Source organism: Brachybacterium sp. NPDC056505, assembly GCF_042794925.1.
Classification (GTDB): Bacteria; Actinomycetota; Actinomycetes; order Actinomycetales; family Dermabacteraceae; genus Brachybacterium; species Brachybacterium kimchii.
In genome coordinates, this window is the sequence record NZ_JBHTSV010000026.1 from 1 (window position 1) to 19981 (window position 19981).

The 19981-nt window shown below is 71.8% G+C and carries 16 protein-coding genes and 1 pseudogene; 9 read left to right on the forward strand and 8 right to left on the reverse strand.

What is annotated here, in order from left to right; genetic code table 11:
• Window positions 1-208 precede the first annotated feature (208 nt).
• Window positions 209-1471, reverse strand: a complete 1263-nt coding sequence (locus tag ACFQ53_RS12535) for an alpha-hydroxy-acid oxidizing protein (RefSeq protein WP_377860134.1) — start codon at window positions 1469-1471, stop codon at window positions 209-211.
• A gap of 144 nt (window positions 1472-1615) precedes the next feature.
• On the reverse strand, window positions 1616-3817 hold the full coding sequence (locus ACFQ53_RS12540) for a prolyl oligopeptidase family serine peptidase (RefSeq protein WP_377860136.1): 2202 nt from the start codon (window positions 3815-3817) through the stop codon (window positions 1616-1618).
• Window positions 3818-3862: 45 nt separating this feature from the next.
• Between ACFQ53_RS12540 and ACFQ53_RS12545 the strand changes: the two are divergent.
• The 3 genes and pseudogenes from ACFQ53_RS12545 to ACFQ53_RS12555 all read left to right on the forward strand — a co-directional run.
• Window positions 3863-4435 (forward strand): annotated as a pseudogene (locus tag ACFQ53_RS12545) (NYN domain-containing protein); the annotation flags it as partial.
• Between the two features lie 444 nt (window positions 4436-4879).
• Window positions 4880-5119, forward strand: coding sequence for an OST-HTH/LOTUS domain-containing protein (locus ACFQ53_RS12550; protein WP_228359634.1), 240 nt, complete (start codon window positions 4880-4882; stop codon window positions 5117-5119).
• 322 nt (window positions 5120-5441) lie between these two features.
• A complete protein-coding gene (locus tag ACFQ53_RS12555) occupies window positions 5442-6275 on the forward strand; it encodes a helix-turn-helix domain-containing protein (RefSeq protein WP_377860138.1) in 834 nt (277 codons plus the stop codon).
• Window positions 6276-6364: 89 nt separating this feature from the next.
• Here the strand turns inward: ACFQ53_RS12555 and ACFQ53_RS12560 are convergent, their stop codons facing one another.
• Both ACFQ53_RS12560 and ACFQ53_RS12565 read right to left on the reverse strand, forming a co-directional pair.
• Window positions 6365-7348: a PhzF family phenazine biosynthesis protein gene (locus ACFQ53_RS12560; RefSeq protein ID WP_377860140.1), complete on the reverse strand. Its 984-nt coding sequence runs from the start codon at window positions 7346-7348 to the stop codon at window positions 6365-6367.
• 43 nt (window positions 7349-7391) lie between these two features.
• Window positions 7392-8831 (reverse strand): MFS transporter, encoded by a 1440-nt coding sequence (locus tag ACFQ53_RS12565; RefSeq protein WP_377860142.1) that lies wholly within the window; start codon window positions 8829-8831, stop codon window positions 7392-7394.
• A gap of 203 nt (window positions 8832-9034) precedes the next feature.
• On the opposite strand from ACFQ53_RS12565, the gene ACFQ53_RS12570 reads away from it, so the two are divergent.
• From ACFQ53_RS12570 to nhaA, 3 genes are all read left to right on the forward strand, one after another.
• A complete protein-coding gene (locus ACFQ53_RS12570) occupies window positions 9035-10312 on the forward strand; it encodes a M20/M25/M40 family metallo-hydrolase (RefSeq protein ID WP_377860144.1) in 1278 nt (425 codons plus the stop codon).
• A gap of 166 nt (window positions 10313-10478) precedes the next feature.
• Complete coding sequence (locus ACFQ53_RS12575; protein ID WP_377860146.1) at window positions 10479-11984, forward strand: sodium:proton antiporter; 1506 nt, start codon at window positions 10479-10481, stop codon at window positions 11982-11984.
• Between the two features lie 36 nt (window positions 11985-12020).
• On the forward strand, window positions 12021-13421 hold the full coding sequence (gene nhaA / locus ACFQ53_RS12580) for a Na+/H+ antiporter NhaA (RefSeq protein ID WP_377860148.1): 1401 nt from the start codon (window positions 12021-12023) through the stop codon (window positions 13419-13421).
• Here nhaA and ACFQ53_RS12585 read toward each other — a convergent pair.
• Window positions 13409-14251: an SDR family NAD(P)-dependent oxidoreductase gene (locus ACFQ53_RS12585; RefSeq protein WP_377860150.1), complete on the reverse strand. Its 843-nt coding sequence runs from the start codon at window positions 14249-14251 to the stop codon at window positions 13409-13411. The two genes, nhaA and ACFQ53_RS12585, sit on opposite strands and share 13 nt — an antisense overlap.
• Before the next feature lie 129 nt (window positions 14252-14380).
• Between ACFQ53_RS12585 and ACFQ53_RS12590 the strand changes: the two genes are divergently transcribed.
• Together ACFQ53_RS12590 and ACFQ53_RS12595 are read left to right on the forward strand one after the other, a co-directional pair.
• Window positions 14381-15142: an SDR family oxidoreductase gene (locus ACFQ53_RS12590; RefSeq protein WP_377860152.1), complete on the forward strand. Its 762-nt coding sequence runs from the start codon at window positions 14381-14383 to the stop codon at window positions 15140-15142.
• Window positions 15139-15894, forward strand: coding sequence for a FadR/GntR family transcriptional regulator (locus ACFQ53_RS12595; RefSeq protein WP_377860154.1), 756 nt, complete (start codon window positions 15139-15141; stop codon window positions 15892-15894). The genes ACFQ53_RS12590 and ACFQ53_RS12595 overlap by 4 nt, the downstream gene beginning before the upstream one ends.
• Before the next feature lie 32 nt (window positions 15895-15926).
• Here the strand turns inward: ACFQ53_RS12595 and ACFQ53_RS12600 are convergent, their stop codons facing one another.
• Together ACFQ53_RS12600 and ACFQ53_RS12605 are read right to left on the reverse strand one after the other, a co-directional pair.
• On the reverse strand, window positions 15927-16325 hold the full coding sequence (locus ACFQ53_RS12600) for a universal stress protein (RefSeq protein ID WP_377860156.1): 399 nt from the start codon (window positions 16323-16325) through the stop codon (window positions 15927-15929).
• 85 nt (window positions 16326-16410) lie between these two features.
• A complete protein-coding gene (locus tag ACFQ53_RS12605; RefSeq protein WP_377860158.1) occupies window positions 16411-17898 on the reverse strand; it encodes an APC family permease in 1488 nt (495 codons plus the stop codon).
• A gap of 333 nt (window positions 17899-18231) precedes the next feature.
• Here ACFQ53_RS12605 and ACFQ53_RS12610 point away from each other — a divergent pair, with 333 nt between their 5' ends.
• On the forward strand, window positions 18232-19068 hold the full coding sequence (locus ACFQ53_RS12610) for an aldo/keto reductase (protein ID WP_377860160.1): 837 nt from the start codon (window positions 18232-18234) through the stop codon (window positions 19066-19068).
• A gap of 22 nt (window positions 19069-19090) precedes the next feature.
• Here the strand turns inward: ACFQ53_RS12610 and ACFQ53_RS12615 are convergent, their stop codons facing one another.
• The gene (locus tag ACFQ53_RS12615) at window positions 19091-19915 is read right to left on the reverse strand and encodes an IclR family transcriptional regulator (RefSeq protein ID WP_377860162.1); all 825 of its coding nucleotides are present in this window, start codon (window positions 19913-19915) and stop codon (window positions 19091-19093) included.
• Window positions 19916-19981: the final 66 nt, after the last annotated feature.

Here is a 19981-nt window from a genome sequence, read left to right on the forward strand (position 1 = left end):
GGGGGGGGGCCCTCACCCACCCCCCCCGGCCCCCCCCGTTTTCTTTGCGCGGGGTTTTGTACCCCCCCACATATAGGCGTTGAGACCTCACCCAGCGACATCGAAGCTCCGGATGAAGCCGTCGACCCCAGCCCGGGCCCAGCCCGGCACCGGCCAGGCCCAGCCGGCCCCGGCACCGGCCCAGTCGGCCCCGGACCCGGGCCGGACGTCAGCCCTCGGCGCCCTCGTGCACCCCCGGCCGGGTGATCGGCTCGAGGTCGCGCAGCTGGGTGACGTGGCGCGGCTCGAGCTCCTCGACCGAGTGCACCTGGAGCAGGCGCATGGTGCGCTGGACCTCGTCGGAGAGGATCTCGATGGTGCGGTCCACGCCCCGCCGGCCGCCGGCCATGAGTCCGTAGAGGTAGGCGCGGCCCACGAGCGTGAAGTCGGCGCCGAGCGCCATCGCGGCGACCACGTCGGCCCCGTTCATGATGCCGGTGTCCACGATGATCTCCGCGTCCGAGCCGACCTCGCGCTTGACCTCGGGCAGCAGGTGGAAGGGCACGGGCGCGCGGTCGAGCTGTCGGCCGCCGTGGTTGGAGAGCACGATCGCGTCGACGCCCAGGTCGGCGAGCTTCCTGGCGTCCTCGACGTTCTGCACGCCCTTGATGGCGATCTTCCCGGGCCACATCTCGCGGATCTCGCGCAGGTCGTCGTAGTCGATCGACGGGTCCATCGCGGAGTCCAGCAGCTCGCCGACGGTGCCTCCCGTGGAGGTGAGCGAGGCGAACTCGAGCTTCGGGGTGGTCAGGAAGTCGATCCACCACCAAGGGCGCGGGATCGCATTGATGACGACGCCCGGGGTGAGCTGCGGAGGGATCGAGAAGCCGTTCTTCTTGTCGCGCAGACGGGCGCCCGCGATGGGGGTGTCGACGGTGAAGAAGAGGGTGTCGAAGCCGGCCTTCGCGGCGCGCTCGACGAGCCCGTAGGAGATCGACCGGTCCTTCATGACGTACAGCTGGTACCAGTTGCGCCCGTGCGGGTTGGTCGCCTTCACGTCCTCGATCGAGGTGGTGCCCAGGGTGGACAGCGTGAAGGGGATGCCCGCGGCGCCCGCGGCGCCCGAGCCGGCGATCTCGCCCTCGGTCTGCATGAGCCGGGTGAAGCCCGTGGGAGCGATGCCGAAGGGCTGCGCCGAGGGCCCGCCGAGGATCTGCACGCTCGGGTCGACGTGGGAGACGTCGGTGAGGATGCCGGGGTGGAACTCTACGTCCTCGAAGGCCTTGCGGGCACGGCGCATCGAGATCTCGCGCTCGGCCGCGCCGTCGGTGTAGTCGAAGGCCGCGGCCGGGGTGCGGCGCTTGGCGATCTTCCGCAGGTCGTAGATGGACTGCGCCTTCTCCAGTCGGGTCCCGGTGAAGTCGAGCGAGGGCTTGCGGAACTTCATCAGCTCGAAGATCTCTTCGGGCTTGGGGAACTGACGGGTGACCATGGGGCCTCCTTGTGCGAGGTGCGGTGCCGGGGCATCGCGTGCGGATCTTTCCTGGACCTCGGGTCGACGACGGCAGTACGCCGCCGTCGGCCGGACGGGCGGGGATCGGGAGGGCCGACCTGTGGGACTCCGTCGGCCCTCCTCTCAGCGTGTCACGAGTTCGAGCACGGGAACGCCGGGCGGGGTGAAGCCGAAGACCTGGCCGTAGAAGGACAGCGAGGACTCGGTCGCGCGGATGATGCTCTCGGCCTTGCGGAAGCCGTGCTGCTCCCCGGCGAACAGGAGGTAGGCGTGCGGGATGCCCTTGGCGGCGAGCGCGTCGCGGAACATCTCGGACTGGCTGGGCGGGACGATGCGGTCCTCGTCCCCCTGCAGCAGCAGCACGGGGCACTCGAGCTCGTCGACGTGGCTGAGCGGGGCGCGCTCCGCGTACAGGTCCTTCCGCTCGGGGTAGGGGCCGACGAGCCCGTCGACGTAGCGGGACTCGAAGTCGTGGGTGTCGCGGATGAAGTTCTCGAGCTCGGCGACCCCGAAGCTCGAGACGCCCGCGGAGAAGGTGCTGGTGCGGGTCAGGCAGGCGAGCGTGGTCCAGCCGCCCGCGCTGCCGCCCTCGATGCCGAGGCGCTGACCGTCGGCCAGCCCCGAGGCGACCAGATGGTCCATGACGGCGACGGTGTCGGCGACGTCGACCACGCCCCACTGGCCCTTGAGGCGGTCGCGATAGGCGCGCCCGTAGCCCGTGGAGCCGCCGTAGTTGACCTCGACCACGCCGATCCCGCGCGAGGTGTAGTAGGCGACCGGGAGGCTGAGCACGGGCGGGACGGCCGACGTGGGTCCGCCGTGCACCCGGGCGATGACGGGCGGGACCTCCTCGGCCGGGCCCTCGATGCCGCTCTGGCGCGGGGCGAACCAGATCGCGTGGACGGTGCCGCCGTCGGGCAGGGGCACCTCGATCTCCTCGGCGCTCGGGAGGACGTCGGGGTCCGGGGCGTCGTCCCGCGAGGATCGCACCTGGTGGAGGACGCCCATGTGCGGGGCGGCGAGCCCGCCCTCGATGCAGGTGAGGTAGACGGCGGAGAAGCGGGCCGGTGAGGCGCCGAGCAGGGTCAGGGCGCCGTCCTCGCGCACGTCCATGGCGGCGATCGAGGTCAGCGGGAGGTCGAGGTCGACGAGCTCCCCGCTGGAGATCGTGAGCACGCCCAGGGTCTCGCCGGCGTGCCCGTGGGCGACGAGGGCGTGGTCGGCGTCGAGCACCGCGTACCAGGTGGTGCCCAGGCCCCACATGGCGCCGCCGAACTCCTGCTGCGTGAAGGGCGAGTCCGCGGGCAGCACGGCACGGCTCCCGTCGGCCGACGACCACACGCGCGGGTTCCACCAGCCCGATTCGTCGGAGACGAACAGCAGGTGCTCGTCGTCGAGCCACTCGGGCTGCAGCACGGAGATCTCGCGGTGCCCCTCGGCCGCGCCGCCGGGTCCGCCGGGGATGCCTGGTCCGCCGGGTCCGCCGGGTCCGCCGGGTCCGCCGGCGACGATCTCGCCGGTCCCCGCGCTGCCGCCGATCAGCGGGGCGACGTGCAGGAGCGTCCCGTCCCAGGGCATGCGCGGATGCTCCCAGCTGATCCAGGCGACGCGCGTGCCGTCGGGGCTGAGCCGCGGGTAGGCGACGAAGCGGGAGGCGGGTGTGACGCGGCGGATGGCGCCCGGGTCCTCGGCGGCCGAGCCGTCCAGCGGGACCGCGGCGACGAAGCGCTCGATGTGCGGGGCGCCGTCGGGGTCCGCGTGCGGCCCCTCGGCGCCGCCGGTGTGGTCCTCGCAGATCCACCAGACCTCGCGGGAGCCGTCGGCGAGGGTCACCGGAGTGGGGCAGGCCCAGCGCAGGGAAGGTCCGTGGGCGGACTCGACCTCGGGGCCGACGGGGGTCAGGGGACGCGGCTCCTGCCCCTCGGTGAAGGCATAGACCCGCTGGTCGTCGAAGTTCACGAACAGCACGAGGGGGTCGCGGAGGCCGGTGGGGTCCTCGTCGACGGGCGCGTCCGGGACCGCGGCCCAGGAGCCGCCGCCGTACTCGTGCACGCGGGAGCGGGCGTTGAAGGGGGCGGGCAGCACGGTGACCGTCCCAGTGCGCTCGGAGCCCGTCGCGGGTGAGCGCTCGCCCGCGGCGGCGGGGGCGGCGACGGCATCGGCGGAGCGCACGATCGCCTGGCGCCCGCCCTCGGCGGCGATGCCCTCGAGCCACCACAGCTGCTCGCCGACGAACACCGGGCCGCCCAGACGCGCTCCCCCGGTGGCGAGCTGCTGGGCGGTGATGGGCGAGGGCCAGGTGCCGTACGGAAGCGTCGTCGTCATGGGGCCAGAGTATGCCGGGCGACGCGGAGCGGGCAGACTGGACCCATGGCAGACTCCACCGATCCCCGCGTCGCCGTCTACCTGGACTTCGACAACATCGTCATGTCCTGGTACGACCGTGTGCACGGGCGTCACTCCTTCAGCCGCGACCGCCAGAAGATCGCCGCCGATCCCAACGACCCCGACGTCGCCGAGCGCCTCGCCGAGGCGACGGTCGACGTGGGCGCGCTCATCGACCACGCCGCGTCCTTCGGCTCGATCATGCTCACGAGGGCGTATGCCGACTGGTCGGCGCCCGTGAACGCCGAGTACCGCTCGCAGCTGGTGGCGCGCGCCGTGGACCTCGTGCAGCTCTTCCCGGCCGCCGCCTACGCGAAGAACGGGGCCGACATCCGCCTGGCCGTCGACACCGTCGAGGACTGCTTCCGGATCCCCGACCTCACGCACGTCGTGATCGTCGCCGGGGACAGCGACTACGTCCCGCTCGCCCAGCGCTGCAAGCGCCTGGGCACGTACGTCGCCGCGGTGGGCGTCGCCGGCTCGACCGCGAAGTCCCTGGCCGCGGCCTGCGACCAGTTCGACTCCTACGAGACCCTGCCCGGGATCGAGCTGCCCGAGAAGCCGGCGAAGTCCCGCTCCTCGCGCGGCGGCTCCGGCGCGAAGAAGGGCCGGGGCGGGGCCGACGGCTCGAACGGATCGGACGGAACGAACGGCGCGGGCGGGTCGAGCGGGTCCGACGGGTCCGACGGGCCCAACGGGTCCGATGGTGCCGGCGCCGGGCCCACCGGCGCCGAGACGGCCGACGGTTCCGGCTCCGCTGCCAAGGGGTCGAAGGGCGCCAAGGGCTCCGCCGGGAGTGGAGGCAAGAGCGGCAAGCACAAGGGCTCCGAGCGCGGGGGCGACGCGGCCGACAGCGCAGACCAGGCCGATGCAGCCGATGCAGCCGCCTCGGATGCGGACCTCGACGCTCTCGATGCGGATCTGGACATCGACGACTCCGACGACATCAGCCCCGAGGAGGCGCAGGCGGCGGCGAGCAGGCTGCTGGGCCGCGCCCTGCAGCTGGGCGAGCGGGACGACACCGAGTGGCTGCACAGCTCGCTCGTGAAGACGTACATGCGCCGCATGGACCCTTCGTTCAGCGAGAAGCTGCTGGGCTTCCGCTCGTTCTCCGACTTCCTCAAGGCCAACGACGACATCGCCGAGCTCGAGGAGACCGGGCACGAGCGCCTGGTGCGCGCGATCGAGCCGCCCGTGAAGCAGACGGCCAAGCGCTCAGGCAGGCGCCGCCGCACCAGCTGAGACGACTCGCCGGCCGTCGAGATCGGCCGACGCGATCGGTCGGCGCGATCGGTCGGCGCGATCGGTCGGCGCGATCGGTCGCCGAGAGGTGAGTTGTTGTCCTTATGGAGCCCGAATACGAGCGACAACTCACCTCTCGATGCTGGGTCCGTCGACTGTCCCCGGCTGAGCTCGTCCTCTCGCCCGATCGAGGCTCAGGGCCGCGCTCGCCCGTTCCGGCTCGAGAGCCGCCCGCGCCCCCTTCCGGCCCCTTGACTCTGGGCCGCGCCCAGCGCATGCTCAACATGTGCGTATTTCCGCACACGTCCCGGCGGAGGTCCCGATGGCCGATCCTGACGCCCCTGCAGGGCACGCGTCGGTCTGGGACGCTCTCGCCCATCCCGCGCGGCGCCGGATCGTCGAGATCCTGCGGGGCGCTCCCGCCCCCACCGGCCGGATCCACGAGACCCTCGAGAACGAGGGCCTCTCCACCAGCCGCTTCGCGACCCTGCGCCATCTGCAGCAGATGCGCGAAGCGGATCTCGTGCTCGCGACCCGCAGCGGCCGCGAGCGCATCAACGCCCTGAACGGCTCCGCCCTCTACGAGGCGACGATCGGCTGGCTCGCTCCGCCGGACCGCTCTCTCGCCGCCTCCCTGCACCGACTGCGACTCAGCGCCGAGGAGAACGCCATGTCACTCACGACCATGCACGTCACCCAGTCCATCGTGATCGCCGCGTCCCGGGAGGCCGTGTGGCGCGCCTTCCGCGAGCACCCTTCGCAGTGGTGGGGCGCGCCGTACACCCTGCTCGACCAGCCCGGGTCCGCGATCGAGATGCCCGTCGAGATCGGCGCGCCGATCGTCGAGCACTCCGGATCCCACCGCGCCGCCTGGGGCATCCTCACCGAGATCGACCACGAGCGCACCTACGCCTGGACGGGGAACATGGGGATGGGCGGCCCCAGCTGGGGCACCGTCTCCTATGTCTTCGCCGACGAGGGCGAGGGCACGCACGTCACCGTCGACCACTCGCAGATGGGCGAGATCCCCGAGGGCGTCGCCGCCGGCTACGACGCCGGCTGGCTGGACCTCAACGAGCGGCTGCGGCTGTTCGTCGAGGAGGGCGAGCCGTACGGGCTCGCGGGCGCCAACACGCCCCCGCCGTCGATCGGCTGACCCGGCCCGGCCTGACCTGATCCGTCCCGATCCGATCCGGCCGGCCCGACCCGGAAAGCGGATCCGATCCCCCGGTCAGGCGACGCGCCTCAGGCGAGGATCTCGCCCTGGATGCCGGTCCTCACCGTCCCGCCGATCCATACCGTCCCCTCGACGTCGACGTCGACGAGGACGCGGCCGTCGCGCCCCAGCCGGGTGCCCTGCCGGACCGTCCACGGCGGGACGAGCCGTCCCCGCTCGAGCATCCACTGCGCGATGCCGGCGTTGAGGCTGCCGGTCACGGGGTCCTCGTAGCCCGGCGTGCCGGAGTCGGGATCGGGCGCGACGAAGCCGCGGACCTCGTAAGCGGGTCCGTCGGCGTCCGTGGTCGGAGCATCGGTCGTTGTCCCGACGGCACCGAGCGCGCCGATCTTGCGCCCGGGGATCGCCGCGAGATCGGGCTCGAGGTCCAGCACGTCCTGCGCGGAGGCGAGCTCGAGGACGCACCAGCCGGCACCGTTGTCGACCCAGGCGTGATCGAGGACGTCCGCGGGATCGATCCCGAGCGCCGCGGCGGCGTTCGCGAGGTGGTCGGCGTCCATCGGTCCGCTCCGCACGAGGGGCGGAGCGGCGAAGGCGAGGTCGTCGTCGTCCACCCGCACCTCGACGAGTCCCGCACGGCATTCCTGCACGAGGATGCGCTCGTCGGCCGAGCCCGTCGCCTCCCCGCCGTCCGCCTGAGCGGCGAGCCAGGCGAAGGCGCTGCCGAGGGTCGGGTGGCCGGCGAAGTCGAGCTCGGTCGAGGGGCTGAAGATGCGGACGCGGTAGTCGGCGCCGGGTCGGGTGGGGGCGAGAAGGAACGACGTCTCCGAGAGGTTCGTCCAGGAGGCGATGCGCTGCATCTGGGCGTCGCTCAGGCCGTCGGCATCGACGACGACGGCGAGGGGGTTGCCGGCGAACGCGTCCGCCCCGAACACGTCGACCTGTCGGAAGCGCCGAGTGCTCGGCGTCTTCCCGGGCTCGGTGCTCGGGGCGGATGCGGATGCTGCGGCGTCGGCCGCACGGGCGCTGGAGGCCGCGGAGGGCGAGGTCATGGCTCGATCCTGTCAGACCGGCCGCGCCTCGGCCCCCTCGCGGTCAGCGGCCGCAGTCGTCGAGGGCCTGGGTCTCGGCGGTGATCGCCTCGACGCCGTAGTCCTCGCGCTGGGATTCGGGAACGTCGGTGCCCACCAGCGATGCACCGGCCGTCTCCTTGAGGAAGAACAGGGCGACGATGCCGAAGAGACAGCCGAACATGACGTACACGGCCGGGAACTCGAGGAACCCGGTCGCGCTCACCACGGCCTCGTTGATCGGCGCGGCCGTGCCGCCGAAGACCGACGTGAAGAAGTTGTACGTCACCGCGAAGCCCGCGAAGCGCACATGGGCCGGGAACATCGCCGGGAACGTCGCGGAGATCGTCGAGAGCTGCGGGATGTACAGCAGGCCCAGCACCGCGAAGCCGATGATCGCCCACAAGAAGCCCTGGCCCATCAGGTAGTACATCGGCAGGGCCATGACGAACAGGCCGATCATCGAGGTCCACCACATCTTCTTGCGGCCGATGACGTCGGAGAGCCCGCCGCAGAACGGCAGCAGCGCCATCATGATGACCTCGCCGATGAGGATCGTCGCCAGCGATTGGTTCGCCGACATGTTGATCTTGGTCTCGAGATAGCCCGGCATGTAGGTGAGCAGGGTGTAGTTCGCGATGTTCAGCGGGATCACGAGGCCCGCCATCGTGAGGATCGGCTTCCAGTAGTCGCGGATCAGGCTGACGAGCCCGTGGACGGCGGACTGCTGCGCCTCGCCCTCGTGCTCGAGGTCCTGGAAGACCGGGGTCTCGTCCAGGCGCGACCGCAGGTACAGGCCGATCAGGCCCATCGGCAGCGCGAGGAAGAACGGCAGGCGCCAGCCCCACGAGGCCATGGCGTCCTCGGAGAGGATGAGCTGCAGGATCAGCACCACGATGGTGCCGAGCGCGAAGCCGCCGAGCGTGCCGAACTCGAGGAAGCTGCCGTAGCGGCCGCGACGCTTGTCCGGCGCGTACTCGGCCATGAACGTGGCCGCGCCGCCGTACTCGCCGCCCGTCGAGAAGCCCTGCACGATGCGCAGCACGGCGAGGAGGATCGGCGCGAGGATGCCGACCTGCTCGTACGTGGGGAGCACGCCGATGAGGGTCGTGGCGAGCGACATGATGATGATCGTGAGGGCGAGGACGTGCTTCCTGCCCAACCGGTCGCCGAGCGGTCCCCAGATGAAGCCGCCGAAGGGGCGGGCGATGAAGGAGATCGCGAGGAACGCGTAGGTCCAGAACTGGGCCGCGGACCCCTCGGGGAAGAAGTGCGAGGCGATGTACGTGGCGACGACGGCGTAGACGCCGTAGTCGTACCACTCGGTGGCGTTGCCCATCGCCGAGGCCGCGACCGCTTCTCTGATGGTCTTGCGCGGCGGGAGATCCGCGAACGGGGTCCCTCCCGTCGTCGTCGTGGGAGGTTCGTCCGGATGCTTGAACGGGACTGCGGATGACGTGTTCACGTGTCTCCGATCGACGATGACGCACGGGACTCGCCCCCGCACTCGAGTTCGGCCGACGCCTCAGCGTATGTGCCCTACCAGACACATGCCAGAATGCACAGCCTCTTGCGGCTGTAACCACCGGACATTGCGGGCGGACACGCCCGGACGCATGCCGTCATCGGGCCGCCCGCCACCGGTGCCGCCGCCCGTACAGTGGGCCCATGACCTCGTCTTCCGCTGTTCCGACCCCCGATCCGACACTGTCCTCGACCGCTCGCGAGCTCGTCGAGGCGCTCGTCGCGCTCGACACGACCTCCGCGACCGGGAACCTGCCCGCGATCGCGCTCATGGAGCGGGCGCTGCGGGAGGCCGGCGCCGAGGTGCAGGTGCTGCCCAGGGGCGACGGGAGGAACGCGAACCTCGTGGCGACCTTCCCCGCGAACGCGGAGGACGACCCGGGGGCCGACGGGCGCTTCGTCGACCCCGAGGATCCGACCCGCCGTGGCGTCCTGCTCGCCGGGCACGCCGACTGCGTGCCGGTGACCGGCCAGGACTGGGCGTCGGACCCCTTCACGCCCACCGAGCGCGACGGGCGGCTGTACGGGCGCGGCACCGCGGACATGAAGTCCTACCTGGCGATCGCGACGGCGCTCGCACCCGAGTTCGCCGCCGCCCGCCGCACCGTGCCCGTGCACATCGCGGCGACCTGGGAGGAGGAGACCACCTGCAACGGCGCCCGTGCCCTCGTCACCCAGCTGGAGGAGCTCGGGATCCGGCCCGCGGTCGCCTTCGTGGGCGAGCCGACGTCGATGCGGGCCGTGCCCGCCCACAAGTCGATGAACGTGCTGCACGCCGACTTCCACGGCGTCGCCGCCCACTCGAGCCTCCTCCCCCACGGCCTGAACGCGATCCGCTACGCCGCGCGGTTCGTGGACTGGTTCCACCGCGAGATCGTCGACGACCTGCGGGAGAACGGCCCGCACGACCCCGCCTTCCCCGTCGCCTGGACCACCGGCGGCGTGAACCTCTTCGACGGCGGCATCGCCACCAACACCGTCCCCCAGGACGTCCACCTGAAGTTCGAGTTCCGCGCCCTCCCGCAGGTCGACGTCGAGCCGATCGTCGCATGCATCCAGGAGGAGATCGACCGACTGGACCAGCAGATGAAGGCCGATGCACCCGCCGACCCGTCGGACCCCGCGGCGGCGCAGAGAGTGGGCGCGGAGCTCGACGTCGTCTCCCTGCTGTACGGGCTCGACGGCTCGGCCGACGGGCCGGCTGCCCGCGCGGCCGTGGCTCTGGGAGCCGAGCGCACGGAGCAGAAGGTCACCTACGGCACCGAGGCGGGCATCTACGAGCACGCGGGCATGGCCGCGGTGGTCGTGGGCCCGGGCGACATCGCCCAGGCCCACGGCACCGACGAGTTCGTGGAGATCGAGCAGCTCGCCTGGTGCGAACGCTTCCTGCGGAACGTCGCGGGAGCGCTCGCGGCCTCCTGAGCGTCAGCGGAATCTCGGCCCCCGCAACCACGCCCTCCCGTCTCCCGGACGCTCACGCCCAACCGCGTGCGCCGTGGCACCATGGACTGCGGTGAGCCGGGAAGTCTGGTCGGCATCAGAGCATAGAGTGCCCTGATCCCCGACCTCGTCCTGCCCTGGAGGCCCGATGACATTCCCGGCCTGGACGATCGCCCCGTTCGTGCTGATGCTCGCGGCGATCGCGATCGCACCGCTCGTCCCCTCGCTCTCGAAGCTCTGGGACCGCCCGCGCAACCAGCTCGTCTACGCCCTCCTGCTGGGCCTGCCCGTCGCGATCGGCGTGATCGCCGTGGGCGAGTGGCACCTGGTCGTCGATGCGCTCGTGGAGTACGGGCAGTTCATCGCGCTGCTCCTCGCCCTGTTCATCGTCTCCGGCGGTTTCTTCCTGCGCGGCGACATCGCCGCGACGCCGCGCGTGAACACGATCTTCCTCGCGATCGGCGGGGTGCTCGCGAGCTTCATCGGCACCACGGGCGCGGCCATGCTGCTGATCCGCCCGCTGCTGAACACGAACCTCGAACGGCGGCACAAGGCGCACACCGTGGTGTTCGCGATCTTCATCGTCGCCAACTGCGGCGGCCTGCTCACACCGCTCGGCGACCCGCCGCTGTTCCTGGGGATGCTGCGCGGCGTGCCGTTCACCTGGACCTTCCATCTGCTGCCGATGTGGCTGTTCGTCAACGCGATGCTGCTGCTGACGTACTGGGCGCTGGACCGGCGGATCATCGCGCACGAGGCGAAGGAGGACGTCTACGCGGACACCGTGAACGTGATCCCGCTGAAGCTCGTGGGCGCCAGCAACGCCATCTGGTTCGCGATCATCATCTTCGCGGTCGCCCTGATCCCCTCGCTCGATCCCGACGCGATCGTCGAGGGCCATGCGACGTGGACCCAGTACGTGCCCTGGCGGGAGATCGTCATGATCGGCGCGGCCCTGTGCTCGCTGTTCCTGGGAAGCCGCAGCATCCGCTACGACGAGAACGAGTTCGAGTTCGGGCCCATCCAGGAGGTCGCGGCGCTCTTCGTCGGCATCTTCCTGACCATGATCCCGGCGCTCGCGGTGCTGCGCTCCGCCGCCCCGTCGCTCCCCCTGAACGAGATCACGCTGTTCGTGTTCACGGGCGGCCTGAGCTCCGTGCTCGACAACGCCCCCACCTATGCGACCTTCTTCGAGATGGCCTCGCAGCTGCCGGGCGAGCCGCGCGTGGCCGACGTCCCCGAGCTGTACCTGATGGCGATCTCGCTGGGCGCCGTGCTGTGCGGAGCGATGACGTACATCGGCAACGGCCCGAACTTCATGGTGAAGTCGCTCGCCGAGACCTCGGGCGTGAAGATGCCGAGCTTCGGCGGCTACGTGCAGCGCGCCGCCATGTACCTCGCGCCCACGCTGATCGCGATGATGCTGCTGTTCATCGCCCAGCCGCTGTGGCTGAAGGCCATCGGGCTCGCCCTCACCCTGCTGCTGCTCGGCCGGATCGTCATGCTGTTCGTGACGACCGACGGCGAGGTCGGCGCGGCACTCGCGCACCTGGACCCCGACGTGCGCGGCACGCGCCCCGCCGTGCCGCCCGTCGGCCGCAGCCGGAAGCCCGCAGGGGCCTTCGACTCCCCGCCCCGGCCCGATGAGCCCTGAGACCCCGGCACCCCCACTCCCGAGGAGAGCCGCACCATGACCAGTCAGCGACGCACCGAGCACGAGTCCCGACGACGCCGCAGGATCCTCGAACGCGGCACCTACCGCGAGCACCTGCGCATCGAGCGGATCCTCACGCAGGAGACCACCGGCGGATTCGTGCTGCTGGGGGCGACCGTGCTCGCCCTCGTGCTCGCGAACTCACCTCTCGCCCCGGCGTACTTCGGGGTGCGCGATGCGCATCTGGGCTTCGACGTGGGCAGCTTCCACCTGAACCTCAGCATCGGGCACTGGGCGGCCGACGGGCTGCTCGCGATCTTCTTCTTCCTCGCGGGCCTCGAGCTCAAGATGGAGTTCACGGTGGGCGACCTGCGCTCACCGGGGAAGGCGCTGGTGCCGGTCGTCGCCGCGGCAGGCGGCGTCGCCGTGCCCGCCGTCATCTTCACGGTCATCAACGTCTTCGGTCCGCCGGGGGCGCTCACGGGCTGGGCGATCCCCGCCGCGACCGACATCGCCTTCGCCCTCGCCGTGCTCGCCCTGCTGGGCTCGCACCTGCCCAGCGCGGTGCGCACGTTCCTGCTGACCCTCGCGATCGTCGACGACCTCATCGCGATCCTCATCATCGCGATCTTCTACTCGAGCGACCTGCACCTGCTCTACCTCGTGCTCGCGATCGTGCCGATCGCCGCGTACCGCCTGCTGGCCACGCGCGCCGAGTCCCTGTTCCGGATCTCCTACGGCGCGGCATGGTTCCTGCTGCTGCCGCTCGGGGCGATCACCTGGGCGCTGTTCCTGAACTCCGGGGTGCACGCGACGATCGCCGGCGTGGTCCTCGCCTTCATGGTGCCGGTCCGCTCGCGCACCCGCCTGGGCGCGCAGTACTCGCTGGCCGAGACCTTCGAGCACCGCTTCCGGCCGCTGAGCAGCGGGATCGCGGTGCCCGTGTTCGCGTTCTTCAGCGCGGGCGTGGCCGTGGGCGGCGCCAGCGGGCTCCTCGAGGCCTGGGAGTCGAGCGTCGCGATCGGCGTGGTCGTCGGGCTCGTGTGCGGCAAGATCATCGGCATCGTGGGCTCGACGTTCCTGGTCACGCGTCTGCAGCGCGCGAACCTCGATCCCGATGTGCGCTGGATGGACCTCGTGGGCATGGCGGCGCTCGCGGGCATCGGCTTCACCGTCTCGCTGCTCGTCTCGGAGCTCAGCTTCGAGGCGTCCGACCCCATGCACGACCACGCGAAGGTCGGCGTGCTCACCGCCTCCGTGCTCGCCGCCGTGGTGGGCGCGGTGATCCTGCTGCCCCGGGACCGGCACTACAAGCAGATCGCCCAGCGCGAGGCGGCCGACGCGGACGCCGACGGGGTCCCCGACGTGTTCGGCGGGGATGCGGAGGAGCCGTCGGATCGGACGGACCCGACGGGCCCCTCGGATCAGCGCCCGTAGGCGCGCGCCGGGATCTGGGTGGCGAGCTTGCCGCCGGAGACGTCCAGCAGCGTGCCGGTGACGTAGCCCGCGGCGTCGCTCGCGAGGACGATCAGCAGGTTCGCGACGTCGTCCGGGCTCTCCCAGCGCCGCAGCGAGAGCGTGTCCAGGAGGCGGTCCTGGGCGTCCTGGGGCATCTCGGCGAAGCCGTTCATCGCGGTGGGGACCATGCCCGGCGCATAGGCGTTCACCGTGATGTCCCACGGACCGAGTTCGGAGGCGAGCACCCGCGTGAACTGGACGACCGCCGCCTTCGAGGCCGCGTAGGCGGCGCTGCCGACGCTCGGCACGATGGCCGCGAACGACGCCGCGTTGAGGATCCGCCCGCGGCCGGCCTCCTGCATGACCGGGGCGACGGCCCGGCTCATGAGGAACACGCCGCCCATGTTCACGTCGAAGCAGGCGCGCCAGCGCTCCCACTCGAGGTCGGCGACGGGCCCGTCGACGTTGATGCCCGCGTTGTTCACGAGCACGTCGATCGTGCCGTGGCGCTCGACGATCTCCGAGACCGCGGCGGAGACCGATTCCGGGTCGGCGACGTTGCAGGTGAGGCGGGTGATCGGGTGGGGTGCGGCGTTCGGCCCGGGAGCGTTCGACGGGGCGGGATCGCTCGACGGGGCGGGATCGCTCGACGGAGAAGGTTCTGCGGCCCCGTCGGCATCCTCGGGGAATGCGAGGTCCAGGGCGACCACGCGCGCGCCCTCGGCGGCGAAGCGCCCGGCGATCACCGCGCCGATGCCCCGCGCGGCGCCCGTGACGACCACGACGCGGTCCTTGAGATCCAGCTCCATCGCTCGCTCCTCCTCGGTGGTGCGCGTCGACGCCGGGTGTTCAACGCCGCTTCGAAAAAGCATACTATTCAGGACGGCGCGCACGGCACCCGCACAAGGCGCGCGCACGACGACCCTCCGGAGGACGCCATGACCACGCACGACGCACCGCAGTCCCACGCAGCCGACGCACCCGCGCGCCGGGTCCTCTGGGTGACCGGCGGCGGCAGCGGCATGGGTCGCGCGAGCGCGATCGCCGCCGCCCGCGCCGGCTGGGACGTGGCCGTCAGCGGCCGTCGGATCGACGCCCTCGAAGCCACGGTCCGCGCGGTCGAGGACGCCGGCGGGACCGGGCTCACCCTCCCTCTCGACGTCCAGGACCGCGAGGCCGTGAGGTCAGCGCTCACGCAGGTCACAGGCCGCTTCGGACGACTCGACGGGGTCGTGCTCGCGGCCGGTCTCAACGCACCGCGCAGGCGCTGGGAGGATCAGGACCTCGGCGAGTTCGACCAGGTCGTCGCGACGAACCTGACCGCCGTGGCGAGCGCCCTGGATGCCGCCCTCCCCCACCTGCGCGCGAGCGGCGGCGTCGCCGTCGTCATCTCCTCGTTCGCGGGCTGGAGCTTCCAGCCGGGGGCCGGCGTCGCCTACTCGGCGTCCAAGACGGCCCTCGGCTCCCTGGTGCGTACCCTGAACCAGCAGGAGGCGGGTCACGGCGTGCGCGCGTGCCACCTGTGCCCGGGCGACGTCGCGACCGACTTCCTCGACCAGCGCCCCGAGGTGCCCGACGCCGCGGCCCGCGCCGTCATGCTCAGCCCCGAGGACGTGGCGCGCGCCGCCTGCTTCGTGCTCGACACCCCTGCGCACATGCGCGTCGACGAGCTGGTCGTCTCACCGGTCTCGCAGGCGTGAGCGGGCACGACGGGCTGCCGCCGGCGAGCGGGCACGACGACCGGACCGGCGCGCATCCGACGCGCTTCGACGGGGCGCTCGACGAGCTGGGAACGGCGATCGTCCGCGGCGACCTGCCCGCGGGGCACGCGGACACCGTCGAGGGCCTGGTCGGGCGCACGGGCACCTCGCGCAGCGTGGTCCGCGAGGCGACGCGCGTGCTGACCGCCCTGGGCATGCTCAGCGCCGGCCGGCGCGTGGGACTGAGGGTGCGCGGCCGCGAGCACTGGGACGTGCTGGATCCGCTCGTGATCCGCTGGCGCCTCGCCGGACCTGAACGGCCGACGCAGATCGCCGAGCTGCGCGCCCTGCGCCGCGCCGTCGAGCCCGAGGCCGCAGCGGCGGCGGCGAGGCGCGTCGCCGCGGGCAAGGCCCCGGGCGCGGACCTCCGTGCACTGGACGACGCCGCCGCGCGGATGCGTCAGTGGGCAGGCCCCGGCGCGGGTGCCGAGGACGACGCCCCGGACTCGTTCCTCGCCGTCGACAGCGCCCTGCACGCCGCAGTGCTCACGCTCTGCGACAACGCGATGTTCGCGCGGCTGCGCGCGGTGATCGAGGAGAGCCTGCGCGAGAGAGCGCTCGTGGAGCGCGCCGACCTGCCGCCCGAACCGCGCGACGTGGACCTGCACCTGCAGGCCGCCCGCGCGATCAGCGAGGGCCGTGCCGAGGACGCGGCGCAGGCCATGCGCGAGATCGTGGTGCGGACGGGGTGAGGGCTGGCCCGGGTGGGTGATGGGCTCGCCCCTCAGCGCCCCCGCGTCGTCGGCTTCACGCACACCACGGGGCACGGCGCCTCCATGATCACGCGCTGGGCGGTGGAGCCCAGCAGCATCTTGCCGATGGGGGTGCGGCGGCGCACCCCCAGCACGACCAGGTCGATCTTCTCGTTGTCGATGGTCCGCAGGATGTCGTCGGCCGCGTCGTCGCGCCGCGGCACGTTCCGCAGCTCGAAGTGCACGCCGCCGGCCTCCAGCCGCTCGCGCAGGGGCTCGCGTCCCGCATCGCCCGCGTTCTTGCGGGGATCGTCGCTGCGCTCGGAGGCGAGCACCACGAGCGTCGCGTCCTTGGTCCTCGCCTCCTCCAGCGCGTACTCGAGGGCGGCCTCGCTGGTGGGGCTGGGCACGTAGCCGAGCAGGATCTTCATCGTCGACTCCAGGTGTCTCGGGGTTGCTCAGGGTGGATCGGGATCTCGAGGTCTCGACGAGCGCCGCGACCAGGCACCCGGCCGCTCACTCGCGGCCGATCTCGTCCTGGTCGTGGAAGCGCGTGCGCCTGCCCTTGATCGCGGAGTTGTACAGGTAGGTGATCACGTACAGCACGAGGCCAACGCCCAGCAGGCCGCCCGCGATCCAGTAGTTCTCCTTGGGCTGGGCGATGGGCGTGACCAGGATCAGCGCGGTGATCGCCCCCAGGACCGCGAGGATCATCGGGGTGCGGAAGTGGCCCTTCTCGCCGGGGTCCTTGCGCAGCACGAGCACCGAGACGTTCACCAGGCAGAACACGATGAGCAGCAGCAGCGCGGTGGTGCCGCCCAGGTTCTTGATGATCGTGTCCGGCAGCGCGTAGCTGACCACGATCACGAGGGCCATGGCGAGCAGCGTCGAGAAGATGACGCCGCCGATCGGCGTGCGCCGCCCCTTGAGGACGACCCCCAGGAACGGCGGGAGCACGCCCTGCTTGGCCATGCCGTAGAGCAGGCGCGAGGCCATCATCATGTTGATCAGCACGGTGTTGGCGACCGCGAAGATCGAGATGATCGGGAAGATCGTGTCCATCGGCAGGTTCGGCGCGCCGTGCGAGACCACGCTCAGCAGCGGGGTGGTCGCGGTGGTGAGCTCGCCGATCGGGACCACGGCGACCGCCGTGAGGGAGACCAGCACGTAGACCACGCCCGTGATCGACAGGCCGCCCAGCAGCATCTTCGGGAAGTTCTTCGAGGGGTTCACGGTCTCCTCGGCCATGTTCACCGAGTCCTCGAAGCCGACCATCGAGAAGAACGCGAGGGCGGTCGCGCCGATCACGGCCATGAACATCGACTTGTCGTCGGGCGATTCGAAGAGCACCACGCGGGAGAAGTCCGCGTCGCCGCGGCCGATCGCGAGGAAGCCGATGATCAGCACCATCGCCAGACCGCTCAACTCGATGAGCGTGAGCACCACGTTCAGCTTCACCGACTCGCTCACGCCGTAGGAGTTGATGCAGGCGATCAGGCCGATGAAGACCAGCGCGATGATCGTCGCGACGTGGTGCGCGCCGTCCTTGCCCAGGGTGTCCTCGAGGTGGAAGACGGCCAGCACGTTCTCCGAGAGGAAGATCGCGCTGTTGGAGGCCGAGGTGATGCCCGAGGACAGCACCGCGAAGGTCACCATGAAGGTGACGAAGTGGATGCCGAAGGCCTTGTGGACGTACAGGGCGGCGCCCGCGGCCTGCGGGTACTTCGTCACCATCTCCACGTAGGAGAGCGCCGTCATCATCGCGACCACGAACGCGAGGATCACCGGCAGCCAGCCCGCGCCGCCCACCTGGCCGGCGACCTGGCCGGTCAGCGCGTAGACGCCGGTGCCGAGGATGTCGCCGACGATGAACAGCAGCAGCAGGCCGGGGGTGATGGCCTTCTTGAGCTCGGTGCCCTGGCCCGAGGACGAGCCGTCGCCGTCGGGGGCGGGGAGGGCGGGATCGCCGGGTGCGCCGGAGCCGGCGCCGGTTTCCTGTGTCATGAGGGACTCCCGGGGTCGGAGGTGGGGAAGGTATCGGGCGGGTACGGCGCACGGCGCGGATCTCGCGCTCGGTGACGCCGACTCGGGCGGGCGGGGCACCCGCGGCGCGGGCCCTGGGCCCGCGATCTGGGGATCCTACCGCAGCGTGAGCGCGCTCACGGGATCAGCGCCGGGGCGCAGGGGCCGACGGCGGAGCTCCGTCGGCCTAGGCTGGACGCACCCGTGCCCGTGCCCAGTGCGGCGTCGGCCGACCTCCCGATCGAGAGGCGGCCGCGCGCCCGAGCCCCGCACCGGCACCGGCCCGCCCCACCGACCACCCGCACGAGGAGCACCATGAGCAGCGTCGCGAACATCGCCCTTGCCGACGGCAACACCATCCCCCAGCTCGGCTACGGCGTCTGGCAGGTCGAGGACGAGGTCGCGGCGGACGTCGTCGGCCAGGCCCTCGAGGCCGGCTACCGCCACATCGACACCGCCAAGGCGTACGACAACGAGGAGGGCGTGGGCCGCGCCCTGCGCGCCTCCGGCCTGCCGCGCGAGGACGTCTTCGTGACCACCAAGCTGTGGAACGACGACCACGACTACGACCGCGCGATCGCGGCGCTCGACGCCTCGCTCGAGCGCCTGGGCCTCGAGTACGTGGACCTCTACCTCATCCACTGGGCGAAGCCCAAGCAGGGCAAGCACGTGGAGGCATGGAAGGCGCTCGTGGAGCTGCAGAGGCAGGGCAAGGCGCGCTCGATCGGCGTCTCGAACTTCCCCGTGGCACAGCTCGAGGAGATCATCGAGGCCACGGGCGTGACCCCGGTGATCCATCAGATCGAGCTGCACCCCGACTTCGCCCAGGAGGAGCTGCGCGCCTTCGGCCGGGAGCACGGCATCCTCACCGAGGCCTGGTCTCCTCTGGGCCAGGGCGGCGAGCTGCTCCAGGACCCGGTGATCACGGAGATCGCCGCCGCCCACGGGGCCACCGCCGCGCAGGTCGTCATCGCCTGGCACCTCGCGATCGGGAACATCGTGATCCCGAAGTCCGTGACGCCCGAGCGCATCGTCTCGAACCTCGCCGCCGCGGAGCTCGAGCTCACCGACGAGGACCTCGAGCGCCTCGCGACCCTCGACCGGGGCGAGGCCGGCCGCATCGGCGCCGATCCGGCGGGTATCGAGTTCTGAGCCGCCGCGGCCCGGCGCCGCGCTAGTCCTCGGCGCGCTCCTCGCGAGGGCGCCGGCCGGTCGCGGCGCGGGCGACCTCCTCGGCGGCGGCCTGCACGGCGCGCGCGCACTCGGCGACCTTGTCCTCGCCCAGGCGGTTGGACTGCCAGGTGAGGCCGATGGCCGCGATCGGCCAGTCCGCGTGGTCGAGCACGGGCGCCGCGACCGAGCGGTACCCGGGGGTGACCTCGCCGTCCTCGCGGGCGAAGCCGTCGCGGCGCACCTGCTCGAGGATCGCGGCGAGCTGCGCGGGCGTCGTCGGCCCGACCCCGGGCCGACGGGGCACGAGATCCTCGCGCGAGGTGAACAGGCTGCGCAGCTGCACGAGGGGCAGGGCCGCGAGCATCGCCCGGCCGGTCGCGGTGAGGTGCGCGGGGAGGCGCACGCCCTGATCGGTGACGAGGCTGCCGCGCCCCTTCGCGCGGTCCTCGACGACGTAGAGGACGTCGCGGCCGTGGAGCACCGCGAGGTGACCGGACTCGCCGATGGTGTCGACAGTGCGCTCGAGGACGACCCGGCCCACCCGGGCGAGCGGCGCATGGCGCATGTAGCCGACGGCGACCTCGTAGGCGGCGGGTCCCAGCGCGTACAGCCGCTCCTGCGGAAGATGCAGTGCATAGCCGTGGGCGACGAGCGTCCCGAGCAGGTCGTACGTGGTCGACCTCGGCAGCTCGAGGTCCTGGGCCACGCGCGCGGCGGCCACGGGCGCCCGCCGCGAGGAGAGGTACGTCAGCACGCGCAGGGTGGCGTCCGCGGCCGGCGCCTTGGGCGGCTTCGGGGACGTCTGGTCCGGGGTTCGGGATGCCATAGTCCGACCAGGATGCCATTGCGCGCCCGGATCGCCGGACTCGTCGGCCGGTTCTCCTGCGCGGCG